This is a genomic window from Methanococcus vannielii SB (assembly GCF_000017165.1).
Classification (GTDB): Archaea; AGJL01; Methanococci; order Methanococcales; family Methanococcaceae; genus Methanococcus; species Methanococcus vannielii.
In genome coordinates, this window is sequence record NC_009634.1 from 438,307 (window position 1) to 454,515 (window position 16,209).

At 30.3% G+C, this 16,209-nt stretch carries 18 protein-coding genes; 6 read left to right on the top strand and 12 right to left on the bottom strand.

The window, feature by feature from the left end:
* Positions 1 to 41 precede the first annotated feature (41 nt).
* From MEVAN_RS01970 to MEVAN_RS01980, 3 genes are all read left to right on the top strand, one after another.
* Positions 42 to 668, top strand: coding sequence for an IMPACT family protein (locus MEVAN_RS01970; RefSeq protein ID WP_011972194.1), 627 nt, complete (start codon positions 42 to 44; stop codon positions 666 to 668).
* 41 nt (positions 669 to 709) lie between these two features.
* Positions 710 to 2,530, top strand: coding sequence for a S16 family serine protease (locus tag MEVAN_RS01975; RefSeq protein ID WP_011972195.1), 1,821 nt, complete (start codon positions 710 to 712; stop codon positions 2,528 to 2,530).
* Between the two features lie 77 nt (positions 2,531 to 2,607).
* A complete protein-coding gene (locus MEVAN_RS01980) occupies positions 2,608 to 4,152 on the top strand; it encodes a 2-isopropylmalate synthase (RefSeq protein ID WP_011972196.1) in 1,545 nt (514 codons plus the stop codon).
* Between the two features lie 222 nt (positions 4,153 to 4,374).
* Here the strand turns inward: MEVAN_RS01980 and cyaB are convergent, their stop codons facing one another.
* The 3 genes from cyaB to MEVAN_RS01995 are packed head-to-tail and all read right to left on the bottom strand — an operon-like array spanning position 4,375 to position 5,619.
* The gene (gene cyaB, locus MEVAN_RS01985; protein WP_011972197.1) at positions 4,375 to 4,935 is read right to left on the bottom strand and encodes a class IV adenylate cyclase; all 561 of its coding nucleotides are present in this window, start codon (positions 4,933 to 4,935) and stop codon (positions 4,375 to 4,377) included.
* Complete coding sequence (locus MEVAN_RS01990; protein WP_011972198.1) at positions 4,932 to 5,366, bottom strand: Rrf2 family transcriptional regulator; 435 nt, start codon at positions 5,364 to 5,366, stop codon at positions 4,932 to 4,934. The genes cyaB and MEVAN_RS01990 overlap by 4 nt, the downstream gene beginning before the upstream one ends.
* Complete coding sequence (locus MEVAN_RS01995; protein ID WP_011972199.1) at positions 5,356 to 5,619, bottom strand: Rrf2 family transcriptional regulator; 264 nt, start codon at positions 5,617 to 5,619, stop codon at positions 5,356 to 5,358. Before MEVAN_RS01995 ends, MEVAN_RS01990 begins: the two co-directional genes overlap by 11 nt.
* Before the next feature lie 166 nt (positions 5,620 to 5,785).
* Here MEVAN_RS01995 and moaC point away from each other — a divergent pair, with 166 nt between their 5' ends.
* On the top strand, positions 5,786 to 6,247 hold the full coding sequence (gene moaC, locus MEVAN_RS02000) for a cyclic pyranopterin monophosphate synthase MoaC (protein WP_011972200.1): 462 nt from the start codon (positions 5,786 to 5,788) through the stop codon (positions 6,245 to 6,247).
* Between the two features lie 85 nt (positions 6,248 to 6,332).
* Here moaC and tfrB read toward each other — a convergent pair whose 3' ends face one another.
* The 6 genes from tfrB to MEVAN_RS02030 all read right to left on the bottom strand — a co-directional run bounded on the left by tfrB (position 6,333) and on the right by MEVAN_RS02030 (position 12,372).
* Entirely contained in the window at positions 6,333 to 7,817 is a 1,485-nt protein-coding gene (gene tfrB, locus MEVAN_RS02005; protein WP_011972201.1) for a fumarate reductase (CoM/CoB) subunit TfrB, read from the bottom strand.
* A gap of 201 nt (positions 7,818 to 8,018) precedes the next feature.
* Positions 8,019 to 8,981, bottom strand: coding sequence for a calcium/sodium antiporter (locus MEVAN_RS02010; RefSeq protein WP_048059123.1), 963 nt, complete (start codon positions 8,979 to 8,981; stop codon positions 8,019 to 8,021).
* A gap of 37 nt (positions 8,982 to 9,018) precedes the next feature.
* Entirely contained in the window at positions 9,019 to 9,954 is a 936-nt protein-coding gene (gene sppA, locus MEVAN_RS02015) for a signal peptide peptidase SppA (RefSeq protein ID WP_011972203.1), read from the bottom strand.
* Between the two features lie 17 nt (positions 9,955 to 9,971).
* Entirely contained in the window at positions 9,972 to 10,589 is a 618-nt protein-coding gene (locus MEVAN_RS02020; RefSeq protein WP_011972204.1) for a hypothetical protein, read from the bottom strand.
* A 146-nt stretch (positions 10,590 to 10,735) separates the two neighbouring features.
* Entirely contained in the window at positions 10,736 to 11,140 is a 405-nt protein-coding gene (locus MEVAN_RS02025; RefSeq protein WP_011972205.1) for an RNA-binding domain-containing protein, read from the bottom strand.
* A 104-nt stretch (positions 11,141 to 11,244) separates the two neighbouring features.
* The gene (locus tag MEVAN_RS02030) at positions 11,245 to 12,372 is read right to left on the bottom strand and encodes a pyridoxal phosphate-dependent aminotransferase (protein WP_011972206.1); all 1,128 of its coding nucleotides are present in this window, start codon (positions 12,370 to 12,372) and stop codon (positions 11,245 to 11,247) included.
* 120 nt (positions 12,373 to 12,492) lie between these two features.
* On the opposite strand from MEVAN_RS02030, the gene MEVAN_RS02035 reads away from it, so the two are divergent.
* Both MEVAN_RS02035 and MEVAN_RS02040 read left to right on the top strand, forming a co-directional pair.
* Positions 12,493 to 12,753, top strand: coding sequence for a cation:proton antiporter (locus MEVAN_RS02035; protein ID WP_011972207.1), 261 nt, complete (start codon positions 12,493 to 12,495; stop codon positions 12,751 to 12,753).
* Between the two features lie 3 nt (positions 12,754 to 12,756).
* Positions 12,757 to 12,996, top strand: a complete 240-nt coding sequence (locus MEVAN_RS02040) for a DUF4040 domain-containing protein (protein ID WP_011972208.1) — start codon at positions 12,757 to 12,759, stop codon at positions 12,994 to 12,996.
* Between the two features lie 40 nt (positions 12,997 to 13,036).
* Here the strand turns inward: MEVAN_RS02040 and MEVAN_RS02045 are convergent, their stop codons facing one another.
* Genes MEVAN_RS02045 through glmM form a run of 3 tightly spaced genes read right to left on the bottom strand, consistent with a single transcriptional unit; the run spans position 13,037 to position 16,104 of the window.
* Positions 13,037 to 13,507 carry a deoxyuridine 5'-triphosphate nucleotidohydrolase gene (locus MEVAN_RS02045; RefSeq protein ID WP_011972209.1) on the bottom strand — a complete coding sequence of 157 codons (471 nt, stop codon included), beginning with the start codon at positions 13,505 to 13,507 and terminating at the stop codon, positions 13,037 to 13,039.
* A 1-nt stretch (position 13,508) separates the two neighbouring features.
* Complete coding sequence (gene glmU / locus MEVAN_RS02050) at positions 13,509 to 14,753, bottom strand: bifunctional sugar-1-phosphate nucleotidylyltransferase/acetyltransferase (protein WP_011972210.1); 1,245 nt, start codon at positions 14,751 to 14,753, stop codon at positions 13,509 to 13,511.
* 10 nt (positions 14,754 to 14,763) lie between these two features.
* Entirely contained in the window at positions 14,764 to 16,104 is a 1,341-nt protein-coding gene (gene glmM / locus MEVAN_RS02055) for a phosphoglucosamine mutase (RefSeq protein WP_011972211.1), read from the bottom strand.
* Positions 16,105 to 16,209: the final 105 nt, after the last annotated feature.

Here is a 16,209-nt window from a genome sequence, read left to right on the forward strand (position 1 = left end):
ATATTTTAGAAATAAACTATAATTTTATTAGTTGGGATATTTTGGATAAAAAATATTATAAAACATTTAAAAAATATTCAAAAGTTGAACGAATTGTCAAAGATTCACTATTTATAGGCTACGGTAAACCCGTATCCAGTGAAAAAGAGGCTAAAGAATTTATTTTAAAAATTAAAGAAATTCACAAAGATGCAACACATAACGTTTCAGCATATCGGATAAATAGTTTAAACAATTTTTCAATAAAGTATGACGACGATGGAGAGCCACAGGGAAGTTCTGGAAAACCCATTTACAGAGTCATAGAGTTAAAAGACATTCAAAATGTAGTAATTGTAGTAACAAGATATTTTGGCGGCACTAAGCTTGGTTACGGTGGAATTTTAAAAGCTTATTTAGATACTGCAAGTGAAGTTATAACTTCTTCAGAAATTTTAGAAGTATTTCAAAAATCACAAATTTTTTTAGAATTTGAATATTCTCATATCGAAACTATTAAAAAAGCCATAGAAAATTTAGGGAAAATCATTGAAGAAACGTATTTTGAAAAAGTAAGATATAAAGTAGAAGTTAATTTTGGTTTTGAAGAAGAACTTATTAAAAAGCTTGTAAGCGCAACTAAAAATAATATTAAGATTGAAAATATCAATAGTAATATACGCAATTAATAAATACATAAATTTGAGTTCGAGAGATTATAATGAAAGTAATGAAAAAAATTTTGGCAATTTTAATAATCTTAATTTCAATTACATCAGGATTTGCATTAAATTTAGAAAATTCGGGATTTAAGCGTTCAATTAATATTACAGCCCCTGCAGTTTCTTTAACGGATGAAGGTTATGTTGGAGCACCGGTTAAAATAGAGGTTATAGTTTCGTTTGGAAATGGCCATACATTTATGGATACCATGCCACTTACGGAACTTGATATGCAAGGTTCTGCAAGAATAGCTTCAAAAGTTGCGTTTGATTTTTGCGGAAAAGAAAAAAATGAATATGACGTTTATTATATCATTCGTTCTGAAGTTCCAACAGTTGGAGGCCCTTCTGCGGGAGCTGTTTTAACCGTTGCAACAATTGCTGCAATTAATGGTTGGGAAGTAAATGAAAACGTCATGATGACTGGAATGATAGGCCCAGACGGAACTATTGGCCCCGTTGGCGGAATACTTGAAAAAATAAAAGTTGGAAGTGAAATGGGGATTGATTATTTTTTAATACCTTACGGCCAAAGAAATCAGGTTGATTCCAATAATAACTCAATAGATGCTGTAAAATATGGTAAAAGCCTCGGAATTACCGTAATTGAAGTTAGTAACATTTATGATGCTATTTACTACTTTACGGGATATAAAATATCAAAAAGTCATGAAGTTAATCCTATTTTAGAATATAGATATATAAAAACCATGGAAGGGCTTTCAGAGGTAACTCTTGAACGTTCAAAAAAAGAACTTGAGGAGCTAAAAACTCTTGATACCAGTAATTTAAATTCTAGTGAAATTACGGAATTTGAAGATGCACTAAAAAGTGCGTCAAACCTCATAATTATTTCAAATGAATTTCATTTTAAAAAAGAATACTATGCAAGTACGTCAAGGAGTTTTAACGCACTTATAACACTTGAATCAATCAAAGCAAAGCATTATTATAAAGATAACGAATCTATAAAAAATTACATTGATGAGGTAGAAAAAAGCGTTTCTTTAAAGAAAGAAAAAATAAAAGACGTGAAACTTACAAAAAATAATTTAGAGTATGTTTTCGCTGCAAAAAGTAGAGTTTATGAAGCTTTTGAATTAGTTGAAGAATCTAAAAATAGTTACGAAAATGGAGATTTAGATTCTGCAATTTATTATGCATCATATGCAAAATTAAGGGCGGAAACTGGAATATGGTGGCTTAATTTATCACAGCAGCCTGATTATTCCGAAGAAATTGACGAAAAATATTTAAAATACCTTGCAAGGGAATATTTAGATAATTCAGAAATTGTTATTATATATTCTTCGATGTTATTTTCTGAAAAATTATTAAGCTATCCTGTAAGGCAGATTGAAGAATCTAAAAAGTACTATAATCAAAAAGAATACCTTCTTTCAATCTCAAAAAGTATTGATGCTTATGTTTATGCCACAACAATTTTAGACTATTCGTCAGATGTTGAATATTTAAAAAAATTGGCCGTAAAAAAAATAAATAATGTGGCAGATTGTGGAAATAATTTAGATAATACTACTTACGTGCCTGTTTCTGCACTTGGTTATTTAGAATACTCCAATAGTTTAGAAGACAAATATTCAAAGGTCCTTTATTTAAAATATGCAACTGCATTTGCACAGATGAATATTGATATATTAAAAGAACTTGAAAACTTCGAAAAAAAGGATTTTAATGACTTAAAATTAGTTCCTAAAAATTTTGACCCCTATAAAGCCCATAAAAATATTTTTACAAACATAGTATACCTATTAGTTGGAATGTTATCTGGATTAATAATTAGGTCAATTTACAGTGGACATGATTAAAAATATAAATAGTCGTAAAGCATAGAATATTTTCATAATCTGATATTTAAATATTCTATTTATTAAATGGTGATATTATGGAATCATACGTATACTCTAACGAAATTATTAAAAATTCTTTAAAAGCGATGAATCTACCAAAAAATGTGAGAATATTTGATACCACTTTAAGAGATGGAGAACAAACCCCAGGTGTTTCTCTAACGCCCGATGAAAAGATAGCTATTGCAGAAAAGCTTTCTGAAATTGGGGTTTCGGCAATTGAAGCTGGTTTTCCAGTATCTTCAGAAGGTGAACGGGAATCAATAAAAAAAATAGCTTCCCTTGGACTTGATTGTGAGATATGCGGGCTTTCAAGGGCTGTTAAAAAGGACATAGATGTTGCAATAGATTGCGATGTTCAAAGTATTCATACATTTATTGCAACATCGCCACTGCATAGGGAATACAAGCTAAAAATGAGTAAAGAACAAATTATCGAAACTCTCGTAAAATCGATTGAATACATTAAAGAACATGGAATAACTGTTGAATTTTCAGCAGAAGATGCAACTAGAACGGAACTTGAATACTTAAAAGAGGCTTATAAAAATGCGGTCGATGCAGGAGCTGACAGGATAAACGTTCCAGATACAGTTGGAGTAATGGTTCCAAATTCGATGAAATATTTAATATCTGAATTAAAAAAGGATATAAAAGTTCCAATATCAGTTCATTGTCATAATGACTTTGGACTAGGGGTTTCAAATTCTATTGCAGCAGTGGAAGCAGGAGCACTACAGGTACACTGTACAGTAAATGGACTTGGTGAAAGGGCAGGTAATGCATCTTTAGAAGAAACAGTAATGTCATTAGATATGATTTACGGAATAGACACAGGAATTAAAACAGAAATGCTAACAAAACTTTCAAAGCTTGTTTCACATTATACGGGGATTAAAACTCAGCCTAATAAAGCTATTGTTGGTGAAAATTCGTTTGCCCATGAAAGTGGAATCCATGCACACGGTGTTTTAGCACATGCATTAACTTATGAGCCAATTGACCCTGAAATTGTTGGAAACAGGCGGAGAATTGTGCTTGGAAAACATAGCGGGGCCCATGCAATAAAATCCAAACTTTCCGAAATTGGCGTTGAAGTTGGAACAAGCGTTTCAAATGAGCAGTTTTCTGAAATCGTTGAAAGGATAAAATCTATTGGCGACAAAGGAAAAATAGTAACTGATGCAGATGTAATGGCAATAGCAGAGGACATTACCAAAAGAACCTTAAAATCACAAAGAATTGTTGACTTAGAGCAGTTTGCAGTAATTACTGGAAACAACGTAATACCTACGGCAAGTGTTGCATTGAAAATAAAAGACCAAGTTTATAAAAAGTCAGAAATTGGTGTTGGGCCAGTTGATGCTGCATTAAAAGCAATTCAAGCAGTAGTTGGTGAACATATACGGCTAAACGAATACAGTATTAACGCAATATCCGGCGGAACCGATGCAATTGCGGAGGTTACGGTAAGACTTGAAAATCATGAAAAAGAAGTTATTGCAAAAGCTACAAGCGATGACGTTGTTAGGGCCTCAGTAGAAGCAGTGATTGATGGAATAAATAAACTAATGGAATAAGTACCCAATTAAACTAATGGAATAAGTACCCAATAAAACAATTTAAATCATTTAAAACATTTTTATAATTTTTCAGTTAAAAGTATGTTAAAAAGTAGTATTTATAATTTTAAAGCCTAACTATTTTGCCATGTAAATATCTGGGTGACTTAATATAAGAAAAATAAAGGAATTGTAGAACAAATCATCGCCACCCCGATGAATAATGCTACCAATTTTCTATTATTCACGGTTCCCTCTCCGTAACTCTAAATAAGATCTCTTTTCTAATTTGTCAGTACTAATATTTAAACTTTTCAGTAAGTCCAAAAGTTCAAATAATGCACTTTCTCGTTCAAAATTATTAGATACTACTTTTTCAATTTCCAAATACTTTCCAACATCTAAAACATCATCAAAAGAAACTTCTATGTCTTCTTTTTGATATATTTCCCTAACTTTTTTAATTGGCCTTACGGGTTTAAAACCTAATTTTTCAAATATTTTATGCATTGAATTCACTTCAAAAACTTCCACCTCAATTTCTTCCCTTGTTTTTGAGATGCCATCTAATTTTTTACCCTTATATGTAACATATATCTTTTCATCGTTTTTTCCAACAGTTTTTGAACATCTTATCCGTAACGCTTCGTCAGTAATTTGAAAATCCCTATCAATGCCATTAAAGTAGGTATCAGTTTGTTCTTTTATTTCTTTTTTTAGAAAACCCATTTTTAATAGACTTTCAAGTATTTTTTCAGGATTTTCATTGCTTAAATTTACCTTTATTTCTACTTCAATCATACTAACACCACTTTTTCTGCAATACCTTCTAAATTCTCTTTCAAATCATTAAATTCAAGGTTTTCAATAACTAACCATATTACAACCTTATTTCCCTCTTTTTCAAGGGTTGTTGAAAGAATATTCCCATTTATTTCAGAAATTTTTGAAGAAATACTTGCTAAAAGCCCTATTTTATCATTTGCAACTACCTGAACCTTAATTGTAATTAAATTTATATTTTTCTTCTTTAAAACATATTTTCCTTCATTAGTTAAAAAAACTCCGCCTGTTTTTCCTTTTTTGGTATCTACAAATCCCAAATCCCTTAAAACTCGGATATATCGGTCAATATTTTTAGGATGGGTTTTTAATTCCATTGCTATTTCTTTTGTAGTAGTATATTTTTCAAGAATAGTCAAGATTTGTTCTGTTATTCCATCAATCTTCATAATTTTCCACGACTTTTTCCAAAATTGTAATTAAATTTATATTTTTCTTCTTTAAAACATATTTTCCTTCATTAGTTAAAAAAACTCCGCCTGTTTTTCCTTTTTTGGTATCTACAAATCCCAAATCCCTTAAAACTCGGATATATCGGTCAATATTTTTAGGATGGGTTTTTAATTCCATTGCTATTTCTTTTGTAGTAGTATATTTTTCAAGAATAGTCAAGATTTGTTCTGTTATTCCATCAATCTTCATAATTTTCCACGACTTTTTCCAAATGACTTAAATAAAATTATCCGTAATATGCTATAAAATATAATATAAAATATATTATCTAACACATATATGTAATATATTAAACATCTTTTTCTTAATGTTATCGATAAAAATTATGTAAAAATTACACGAAGGGGGAAAATTCATGCTTACCCATGTTGATGAAAACGGCGTAAAAATGGTTGATGTATCCATAAAAAAAGACGTTGAACGAAGTTGCACTGCAATTGGATTTATAAAATTAAAGCCTGAAACAATTGAAAAAATTAACAATAAGGAAATTATAAAAGGAGACGTTTTAACAACGGCCCAAGTTGCCGGAATTATGGCAGTTAAAAATACATCCAATATTATTCCAATGTGCCATCCTTTACCTATTGCGTCGGTAAAAATCAGTTTTGAAATATTTAAAGATAATATAAAAGCAGAAGCTACTGTAAAAGCAATATATAAAACAGGAATTGAAATGGAAAGTTTAACTGGTGTTTCAGTTGCACTTTTAACAATCTTGGATATGGTAAAGGCAATTGAAAAAGATGAATTTGGCCAGTACCCAAATACCGAAATTTACGGCATAAAGGTTACAGAAAAAACTAAAGGAAATTAAATAATAATAATAATAATAATAATAATAATAATAATAATAATAATAATAATAATAATAATAATAATAATAATAAAGTAGATAATTCTTAAATCACTTTATCAAGTAGTGAAACTATATTCATTACAGGAATTTCTTTTTTAAAACTGTTTTCTTCCATGTATTTTTTCAAGCTGTCCCTAACGTGATATTCGCAAAATGGGCATACCGTAATTACATAATCTGCATCTGTTTTATATACCATATTTGCTTTTCTTTTCCCGATTAAAGCTGCAACTTCTGGCTTTCCAGAACGAACTCCCCCTCCTGCACCGCAGCACTGGTCGGGAATTTCCATTTCAACAAATTTTAATTTTGGAATGCTTTCTAAAATTTTCCTAGGTTCAAGATATACTTTTTGACCTCGTCTCAAGTGGCATGGGTCGTGGTAAGTTACTGTAATATCTAAAGGCTTATACTCAATTAATCCAACTTCTGTTAAAATTTCAGTAATATCCTTTATCTTAAACTCTTTTTCTTTGTAATCATTCTTTAAAGTGCTTCCGCACCCTGCACAAAGAGTAACAACATAGTCAACATTTAACTTATTAAAAATTTCGAGGTTTTGTTTTTTTAACATTTCTGAGATATCCGTCTGACCAGTTCTAATGTATGGGGAACCGCAACATACCTGTAACTTTGGAATTACTACTGAAACACCATGTGCATTTAAAACCCTTACTGCACTTTTTCCAAGTTCTAAAAGTCTAAAATCGACCAAACATCCTGTAAAAAATGCAACACGCAATTTTTCATTTTCTACAAAATATTCATCTTTTACTTCCTCTAAAAATGAAGATTTATCTTTTGGAATTGACCTTTTTTGGAGTAATGCGTTTTTTCTAACTTCTAAATGGCTTTCAAGATTGTATCCTTTTTTAAATGTCTTTTCCCTTAATTTTTCAACTACATTATGTACAATATCGATTTCTTTTGGACAGACTTCAACACATCTACCGCAAGTTGTACAGTTATAAATATTTTCGTTAAATGCATCGCTTTCCCGTTTTGAATCATCTCTTTTGTCAAAAGCAAACCTTGCAAGCTGTCTCATAAATGTAGGCCCAGGATAATTAGAATATTTTCTCGCAGGACACATTGAAATACAGCTTAAACATTCAATGCATCCTCTAATCGATTTAACATCTTTAATATCGTTAGGATATATCTTTAAATTTGATAGTTCTTCAAGGTTAGGTTTACCGTTTTTTTGCTGAATGTAATTTTTCAATGTTCCTAGTTTTTTATAGTACGGACTTCTATCAACTACGAGGTCAATAATAACGTCAAATCCATCTAAGGGCTCAATATACATTTTATCTTCAACTTTTGTCTTACATGCAAGCCTTGATTTTTTATTTATTGTCATTGCACAGCTCCCACATTGGCCTGCCCTACAGGATACCCTAAACTGTATATTTTCGCCGTAATTTTTATTAATATATTCTAAAGCGTCAGTTACAGTTATTTTTTCAGGTACAATAAATTCTTTAAATCCTTCGGTTTTTTTCACGTTTATTTTAACTGTGTTCACACGTATCAACCCTGAAATTCAGATAAAAAAAATAATAAATTAATAAATTTGAATCTAGATTAAATTATATTAAGGTAGTATATAAAAATGGCATATTAAGACTTGTTGTTTTAACGTTTAGAGTAAGAAATAAAATAATATCAATTTCTTTAAAAAAATTTTTAATGTTATTCTTTAAAAAAATTTTTAATGGTATATATTTTAGAATATAATTCCAATATTAAGGCCAAAAATAAATAAAAGGTAAATAATAACAAGTATCAAACCATCAAATCTCGTAATTTTCGATAGGCGGTTGTCAATCTTTTTTAAATGTAATATTCCTTTTATTTTTTCTTTATTCATCAATATAACTAATAAAAATACCATTAAAAAATTTGTAACTAGTTCAAATTTAAATACTGGAATTTCTGAAATTAGTGCAGCAATTGCTAGTGCACCGCATGTATTTATGATGTTACTTCCAATGATATTTCCAATTACAATCCCACCAAGTTTTTGCCTTGCAGCAGCAACCGAAACAGAAAGTTCAGGTAGCGACGTTCCAAATGCAACAATTGTAAAACCAATAATTTTTTCGGAAATTCCAAATGCACTTGCAAGACCTTTTGCACCATCTACAAAGAATTGACTTCCAAATACAACAATTGCTAGCCCGATTAAAAGATAAAAAATCGATTTTTTGAAAGTAGTATCTTTTTCGTGTTCTTCATTGTCTGCTTCACCAGTTTTTATTGTATATACTAAATAGAACAAAAGTAACAGGATTAAAATTAGTCCATCAAAGCTTGAAAATCCATTGTATCCAAGTGTAGTTAAAATTAGCGTGTAAACTAAGTATAAGTAACCATTTTTTACAACTGACTTATTTTTTATGAATACTGAAGAAATAATTAAACTTAATCCTAAAACGAGGCCAATATTTGCAATACAGCTTCCAAGGGCATTTCCTAAAGCTAAATCAACTGAACCTGTAGATGCTGCATATGCACTTGTAAATATTTCAGGTAACGACGTTCCAAATGCAACAATTGTAGCCCCAATTACAAAGCTTGGAATTTTAAATTCCTTTGCAAATCGTGATGCACCTAAAACAAACCAGTCACTACCATATGACAGCATCAATAAACCCAATGCTAAAAAAAGCACTGATTCAAAAAGCATATTTTCACCATAAAAAAGAATAAGGTATTATAAATCTTTAATAGTACATTTCATACGACTTATAAGATTTAAAACTTTCTTTTATATCCATGTTTTCAGAAATTCCTTTTCCAAACCCGTATCCAAAACTTGTTGCGATATTATTAAGCGTCATGCCAAAAAACCCGATAGAACTACTTTTTTTGTATTCATAGATTCTTGGTTCGGATATTTTTGCAAATTTACATGCCATATCAATTGCATCTTTTTCAGTTCCAACTTGGTCTATGAGGCCTGCATTTTTAGCCTGTAACCCGTTATAAATTTTTCCGTCAGCCGCAATCAATGTTTCATTTATTGTCATGTTCCTATTTTCTGCAACCATTGAAATAAAATCAAAGTACATTTCATCAACAATTGATTCAAGCATTTTATATTCTTCTTCAGTCATTGGCCTATTTGGCGTTCCAATGTTTTTATACTTTCCACCGGTTATACTTGTTGTATTTACGCCCAGTTTTTCCATGAGGCCATAATAGTGCAATAATTCCATTCTAACCCCTATACTTCCAACAAGGGATTGTTTTTCTGCAACGATATAATTTGATGATGATGCCGCCATGTATGCGCCTGAAGCCCCAATTGTTTCGATGTATGCCACAACTGGCTTTTTTTCGGAAACTTCTTTAATTTTTCTTGAAAGTTTTTCACTTGCAACAACTTCCCCTCCAGGAGAATTAATTTTAATGATAACTGCTTTTATATTATCATTATTTTCAACTTCATCAAGCCATTTTATATAATCTTCAACACCCGTCGTTCCAGTGCTTAATAATCCTGAATCACTACCTTTTAAAAAGATAGCACCATCTAAATTTATCATTGCAATATTATTTGAAAAGGACGTATCAAAAGATACAACTGCCAAAATCCCAATCAATAATAGCCCCATAATAACAAATGCAGCTGCTGAATAGGTATAAACTTTTTTCATTTCTAAGCCCCCTTAAATTAGAGTATTCTATAACTTCCAGAATTTGGTTCGTAAATTTCCCCATCTTCTTTTAGTTCTGAAAGTATGTTGTCAAGTTCAGAATCACTAATTCCAACGGTTTCAACTAATTCATCGTATAAAATACCGTCATTTTCACGGATTATATCTAAAACCTTATCTTTAATATCTAATTCACCATATAGGTCTTCTAAAGCTTCATTTTCTGCTGAAAAGTCTGAACCAAACTCATCTTTGTTATATACTATCGTTTCTTCATCTTTTACATATTTTCTCGTTTTTTCAATTTCTAAATTCCGTAATTTTTCCCATTTTTCCTTATTTTCATTCTTTTTTGAATATATTTCAAGGGAAATACTTCTTTCACCATTATATTCTGAGATTCTGCCAATAATATCTAAAAAGTCTTTTTCTTCAATATCTAGCGCCTTATTTTCAAAGTCTTTTACTATAACTCCACCTAAGTTAAAGGTGATAATATTTGATTTATTGACGTTTTTAACTTCTCCAAGGATTCTTACCCTATGGATTCTTTTTCCATCTAAAATTAATGATTTTTCAAATATTTCATTTTCTAAAAATTCACTTGGATGGATTTTATAAGCTACGTACCTCATCACGATTCTCACCAAAATAAAAGTCATTTTTTTATTTAAAATTTAAAAAATATAAGGTTATTTATTTTGTTTTAATTTTCTTTTAATTTTTTTATAAAATTTACGTTTAATATTTTTAAGAATTTATTTATTAATAAGCCTATATTTTAATTATCTTCTTCATCTTCATCAATAATTACGCCGTGCCTTGTTCTTGGCGCAATGTCCTTTAATAGTTTTAAAATATCTTCGCCCTCTTCTGCGATAAATTCAAGTTTTATTCCACCATGAATATCCTTATCAAAATTCAATAACCCCGAATATGCAGCTTGTTTATTTATGTAAAATTTAGTCCTATTTCCGATAATATTCCGTTCTAAAACGTTTCTAGCTGCATCAAGTATTGCCTGACTTCGAAGTAATTCTTTAAATCTTGATACATTTTTTGACTCACAAAAAATAATATTTTCGTCAAATTCTGTTTTTATATCCATAAAAATATTTTTAATTGCGTTTAAAACCTTTTCACTATCTTCAGTTGGTTTTACCTTAGCATTTATCTTGATTATCATAAATTATCACTAACAGATCTTAAAGAAATTTTTGAATATATACTAATTAATAAAATTTTAATTAATGAAAGTCCAGTTAATAAAATTTTAAGAATTTTTAAAATTTAAAGAAGAACATTTTTCATTATTTCTATTGCCTTTTCAATGTCTTCATATTTAGTAGCATATGAAAATCTAACCCTGTTTTCACCCTGTTTTCCAAATGCTGACCCTGGAACGCATAATATATTATTTTTAATCAATTTTGTTGCAACTTCCATTCCATTACCATATTCACTGACGTCAGGGAATATATAAAATGCCCCTTCTGGTTTTTGAACATTGAATATATCTTTTAATCCAGTATATATCAAGTTTCTTCTTTTTTCAAACTCTAAAACCATTTCAAAAACGCTTTTTTGGTCACCAGTAAGTGCTTCAAATGCCCCATATTGAGCAAAAGAAGTTGCGCAAGCAAATCCGTACTGGTGAATTTTCATCATATTTTCAATAAGATTATATTTTTTATCGAAGTTTTCATTTACTGCTAGATACCCAATCCTCCATCCAGTCATTGAATAAGCTTTTGAAAATCCGTTAATCACTATTGAATTATCGGTAAATTCCATTGCAGAATAATGTTTTTTCCCATAAATTATTTTTTCATAAATTTCATCAGAAATTACTGTAATATTGTTATCCCCTGCAATTTCACAGACTCCTTTGATTTCTTCTTTTGTTATTACGCTTCCAGTAGGGTTTGAAGGCGAATTTAAAATTATACATTTCGTTTTTTTAGAAATGTTGTTTTTTAGGGATTCTAAATCAATTTTAAATTTATCATCAAGATTTACCGGAATAACTTTCCCTTCTGAAAGTTCAGTTAGTCCTTTATACGACACAAATCCGGGGTCAGGAATTAAAACCTCTTCATTTTTATTAACTAGAGTAAATAATGAAAGCATCAGTGCTTCGGATGCACCACACGTTGTAATAATATTATTTCTTGGAACATCTAAATTATTATCTTTTTTTAATTTTTCAGAAATTGCGTTTGTAAGTTCTAAAATTCCTGCATTGGGAGAATAATGGGTTTTCCCATTTAAAAGTGCTGTTTTTGCAGCCTCAACTATGTTTTTTGGAGTGTCAAAGTCCGGTTCTCCAATTCCCAAATTTATCGAGTTTTCTGTTGCCATGTTAAATATTTTCCTAATTTCGGACTGTTCTGTTCCTAAACACCTGTTTGAAATCATACTACCACCTTAGATAATTATATATAATCAAGAACTATAATGATTAATCATTATTATTCTGTTAGATATGTACTCGTAAAGTTATTATTCGCTTCAACGTTTAAATCATTGGTGAATTACATGTTAGAGGATATTGTATTAATAATTGCTTCCCTTGGTATAATTTTCGCATCTTTTAGACTATGGGTTGAAAAAGACCGGAAAAGAATGGTTTATGCAAGACTCCATATTGTTGGAGTAATAGATATTGCATGTATTGTGATAATGCTTGTATTTAAACAGTATTTGCTTGCTCTTACGTACTTTATTTTAGTACCTTTTGCAGCCCATGCGATAGCTAACGCAGATTACCACGATGAATTGAAAACTAAAGGAGTGTAATTTATGATTTACATTGATTACTTAGTTATGGTACTCGTTTTAATGTCTTACATAGGTGCTTTAATTCAAAAAGACCTTATTAAATCCGTGGTATTAACTGGATTAGGGGGGCTTGGACTTGCATATTTATTCAGTTCATTACTTGCGCCTGACGTTGCACTAACAGAAGCAATTTTAGGCGGTGCAGTATTACCCGCATTTTTCGCATTTACAGTTAGAAGAACACAAAGGCTTGATGAATAATATTTAAAATTTAATAAAAAATTAAATATTTATAAAATACCTATTTTTTATTATAAATTCCATCATAAGTTCCGTTTGGATTTTTAACTTCAAAAAATACTATTTGTGCAATTTTAGCGTATTTATACATGGTTACCGGATTCATAACATGCATTAAATAACTTGCATAACCCTCGTATCCCGGATCATGTACTGCCGTATAAAACGTTACGCCCATTCTAAGAAAAGTACTTCTTGGAAGTACAAAACCTGCCAAATTTTCTGGAATTTTCATTTTTTCATTAATTTTTACAACATAAATCCCACATTCAAGGTCAATTTTTTCGTCTTTTTCCGAATCAAAAATTAAAACGTGCTCAGGAAGAACCCGTTTTTCATTTGAGAAATCAATTGAACCGTTTCCGGAGATTTTATAGATTTTATCAAGTTTTAAGTCAATCCCACACTGTTGAAGCTGGCCTTCTTTTAAATCGGATAAAAATTCTTTTGAAATATTTGGACCAATAATCATTTTAATTCCTCTTTTTAATTATTAATTCGTCTTTTTTATAAACAAAGCTTTCTTTTTCAATATCTTTATCAACTAGGCAATTTGCACCAATAATTGAATTACTCCCAACTTTAACGCCAGGCATTAATGAAACTTGAATTCCTGTTTTTACATTGTCGCCGATAACTGCACCAAATTTCCTGACACTTTTTACCTTCGTACCCTTAATATTTAGAGTAACTGGTTCGTCATCAAACCTTAAATTTGCGGTTATCGTGTTACATCCAAAATTACAGTCTGAACCGATAATACTATCCCCAACATACGAAAGATGCGGTATTTTAGTATTTTTCATTATAATACTCCCTTTAATCTCAGAAGAATTTCCAACAAAAGTATCTTCCATTAAAACAGTATTTGGCCTTATATATGCTAAAGGCCCAATAAATGCACCTGATTTTATAATTACTGGCCCTTCAATTACTGAATTTGATTTTACAGTTACTCCTTCTTCAATAATAACATTTCCTGTGATTGTTACATTATTTTCAATATTTCCAGAAATTTTTGGCATTATATTTTTTAAAAAATAATTATTTGCACTTAAAACGTCCCAAGGCCTCCCAATATCGTTCCAGTACCCGTTTAATTCAATTCCATAAAGTTTACTGCTTTCAATTAGTTTTTTTAAGGCATCGGTTAATTCAATTTCCCCCCGTTCTGAAGGAAGCAGATTTTCCAAAATTTCAAAAACAAAATTTTCCAGTTTATAAATTCCAGCATTTATCAAATTTGATGTAAATTTTGATTTTATTTCATCTTCATTTGGTTTTTCAAGTAAATTTATAACTTTATTATCGTATCCAAGCTCAATTACTCCAAAATTTTCAGGATTATCTACTTTTGATAAGCCAACAGCATTTTCATAATTTAAAAATTCCAAAATATCGCTTTCAAAAATTACATCCCCATTTAAGACTAAAAAATCTCCTTTTATGTAGTTTTTAGCCATTAATACAGCATGCCCCGTTCCAAGCTGTTTTTCTTGAACTATAAATTCTATTTTTTCATTCCCGTAAAAATAATCTATTATTTTTTCTTTTTCAAAACCAACTACCAAGTATATTTTTTCAACGTGATTTTCAATTTTTTCAATAATATGTTCAAGTATTGGTTTTCCCGCAATTGGGATCATTGGTTTTGGACGATTTTCGGTTATAGGATAAAGTCTTGTTCCACTTCCGGCACATAATATTACTGCATCCATATTTTCCCCCTTATTTCAAAATTCCGTTATTTACAAGCGAAATTCCGTTATTTAACAGTTCATTTGCAAACGTTTCATCTTTTGCTTCAACTCTAACTCTAATGTAACTTTCAGTTCCTGAAGGCCTAATTAATATCCATCCATTTTCAAATGAAAATCTAACCCCATCAAGAGTTTCAGGTTCTTTTTTAAATAATAATTTACCTTCTTTTGAAACATATTTCATAACTTTATTCTTTAATTCATCAGGACATGGCAGTTTTTCACGTAAATTAATGTATGAAGGAACTTCATCCATAATTTCGCATAGTCTTTTATCATAAAACTCCATCATTTCTAAGACCCTAAGTCCTGAAAGAATTCCATCAGGCGTTAAATGAATGCTTTTATGAATCCAAGTTCCTGAAGGCTCCCCTCCAAAAATAGCACCTGTTTTTTCAATTTCATATGCAACAGAAACATCGCCAATTTTTGTTCTTATAACTTCTGCTCCAAACTCCTTCAAATATTCTTCAATTGCCATTGATGCGTCAACCGTTGTTACGATTTTTTTAGCATTTGTTTTTTGAACGACATATTTACAAAATGCAGCTAAAAGTTTATCAAAATCAGTTACTCTTCCCATTTCATCAATTGCAATCATCCTATCTGCATCGCCATCATGTGCAATACCGATAAAATCCCTTCCAGATAAATTAAGTCCTTTTACAATATCTACTGTTTCAACAAGGTTTTTTTCATTTGGTTCAGGCATTCGTCCAACAAACCTTCCATCACAGTGCGAATTTACGGAAATTACCTTACATCCTGCATTAGTAAATAAATTTGGTGAAATTCCGCATGCTGCAGCATTTGCACAGTCAACAACAACATTAAATTTCTTTTTTATATTTATATTACTTAAAATATAGTCCAAATACTTTTTAACGGCAGTTTTATCTTCTGAAACATTTCCTACAATGTCCCATGAAGGGTCTAAAAAATCGCTTTTTTCAATTATTTCTTCCAAAGATTCTTCTTGATTTGGCGTAAAAGAGGTTCCGTTATTATTAAATAGCTTTATCCCGTTGTATTCTGGCGGATTGTGGGATGCCGTAATCATAATTCCAATATCATGGCTTTTTGCAGAAAACCCCAAGACGGGAGTTGGAACAATTCCTAAAATCGTTACATCACAACCCCCATTTAAAAGTCCTGCTGTAATTGCACTTTCAATTAAATTTCCAGTAGTTCTCGTGTCTCTTCCAATTACTGCCTTTTTAAAATTTTTAGATATTGCAAAACCTACCTTGTATGCAATTAAAGGGTCTAAATTTTTCATCCTAATTCCAGAAGTTCCAAAAAGTTTCAATTTTTCACCCGATACTTAATAACTAATTAATTGATTAAACTAAATAACTAGTCAAAAAGTTAAAATAATAAACTCAATCTTTATATTCTTTTATCGGTATATTCT

Bases quoted from the DNA above. Each gene is read 5' to 3' on its own strand.
- MEVAN_RS01975 (WP_011972195.1), top strand. From the start codon at position 710: ATGAAAAAAATTTTGGCAATTTTAATAATCTTAATTTCAATTACATCA.
- MEVAN_RS01980 (WP_011972196.1), top strand. From the start codon at position 2,608: ATGGAATCATACGTATACTCTAACGAAATTATTAAAAATTCTTTAAAA.
- cyaB (WP_011972197.1), bottom strand. From the start codon at position 4,935: ATGATTGAAGTAGAAATAAAGGTAAATTTAAGCAATGAAAATCCTGAA.
- MEVAN_RS01990 (WP_011972198.1), bottom strand. From the start codon at position 5,366: ATGAAGATTGATGGAATAACAGAACAAATCTTGACTATTCTTGAAAAA.
- MEVAN_RS01995 (WP_011972199.1), bottom strand. From the start codon at position 5,619: ATGAAGATTGATGGAATAACAGAACAAATCTTGACTATTCTTGAAAAA.
- moaC (WP_011972200.1), top strand. From the start codon at position 5,786: ATGCTTACCCATGTTGATGAAAACGGCGTAAAAATGGTTGATGTATCC.
- MEVAN_RS02010 (WP_048059123.1), bottom strand. From the start codon at position 8,981: ATGCTTTTTGAATCAGTGCTTTTTTTAGCATTGGGTTTATTGATGCTG.
- sppA (WP_011972203.1), bottom strand. From the start codon at position 9,954: ATGAAAAAAGTTTATACCTATTCAGCAGCTGCATTTGTTATTATGGGG.
- MEVAN_RS02020 (WP_011972204.1), bottom strand. From the start codon at position 10,589: ATGAGGTACGTAGCTTATAAAATCCATCCAAGTGAATTTTTAGAAAAT.
- MEVAN_RS02025 (WP_011972205.1), bottom strand. From the start codon at position 11,140: ATGATAATCAAGATAAATGCTAAGGTAAAACCAACTGAAGATAGTGAA.
- MEVAN_RS02030 (WP_011972206.1), bottom strand. From the start codon at position 12,372: ATGATTTCAAACAGGTGTTTAGGAACAGAACAGTCCGAAATTAGGAAA.
- MEVAN_RS02035 (WP_011972207.1), top strand. From the start codon at position 12,493: ATGTTAGAGGATATTGTATTAATAATTGCTTCCCTTGGTATAATTTTC.
- MEVAN_RS02040 (WP_011972208.1), top strand. From the start codon at position 12,757: ATGATTTACATTGATTACTTAGTTATGGTACTCGTTTTAATGTCTTAC.
- MEVAN_RS02045 (WP_011972209.1), bottom strand. From the start codon at position 13,507: ATGATTATTGGTCCAAATATTTCAAAAGAATTTTTATCCGATTTAAAA.
- glmU (WP_011972210.1), bottom strand. From the start codon at position 14,753: ATGGATGCAGTAATATTATGTGCCGGAAGTGGAACAAGACTTTATCCT.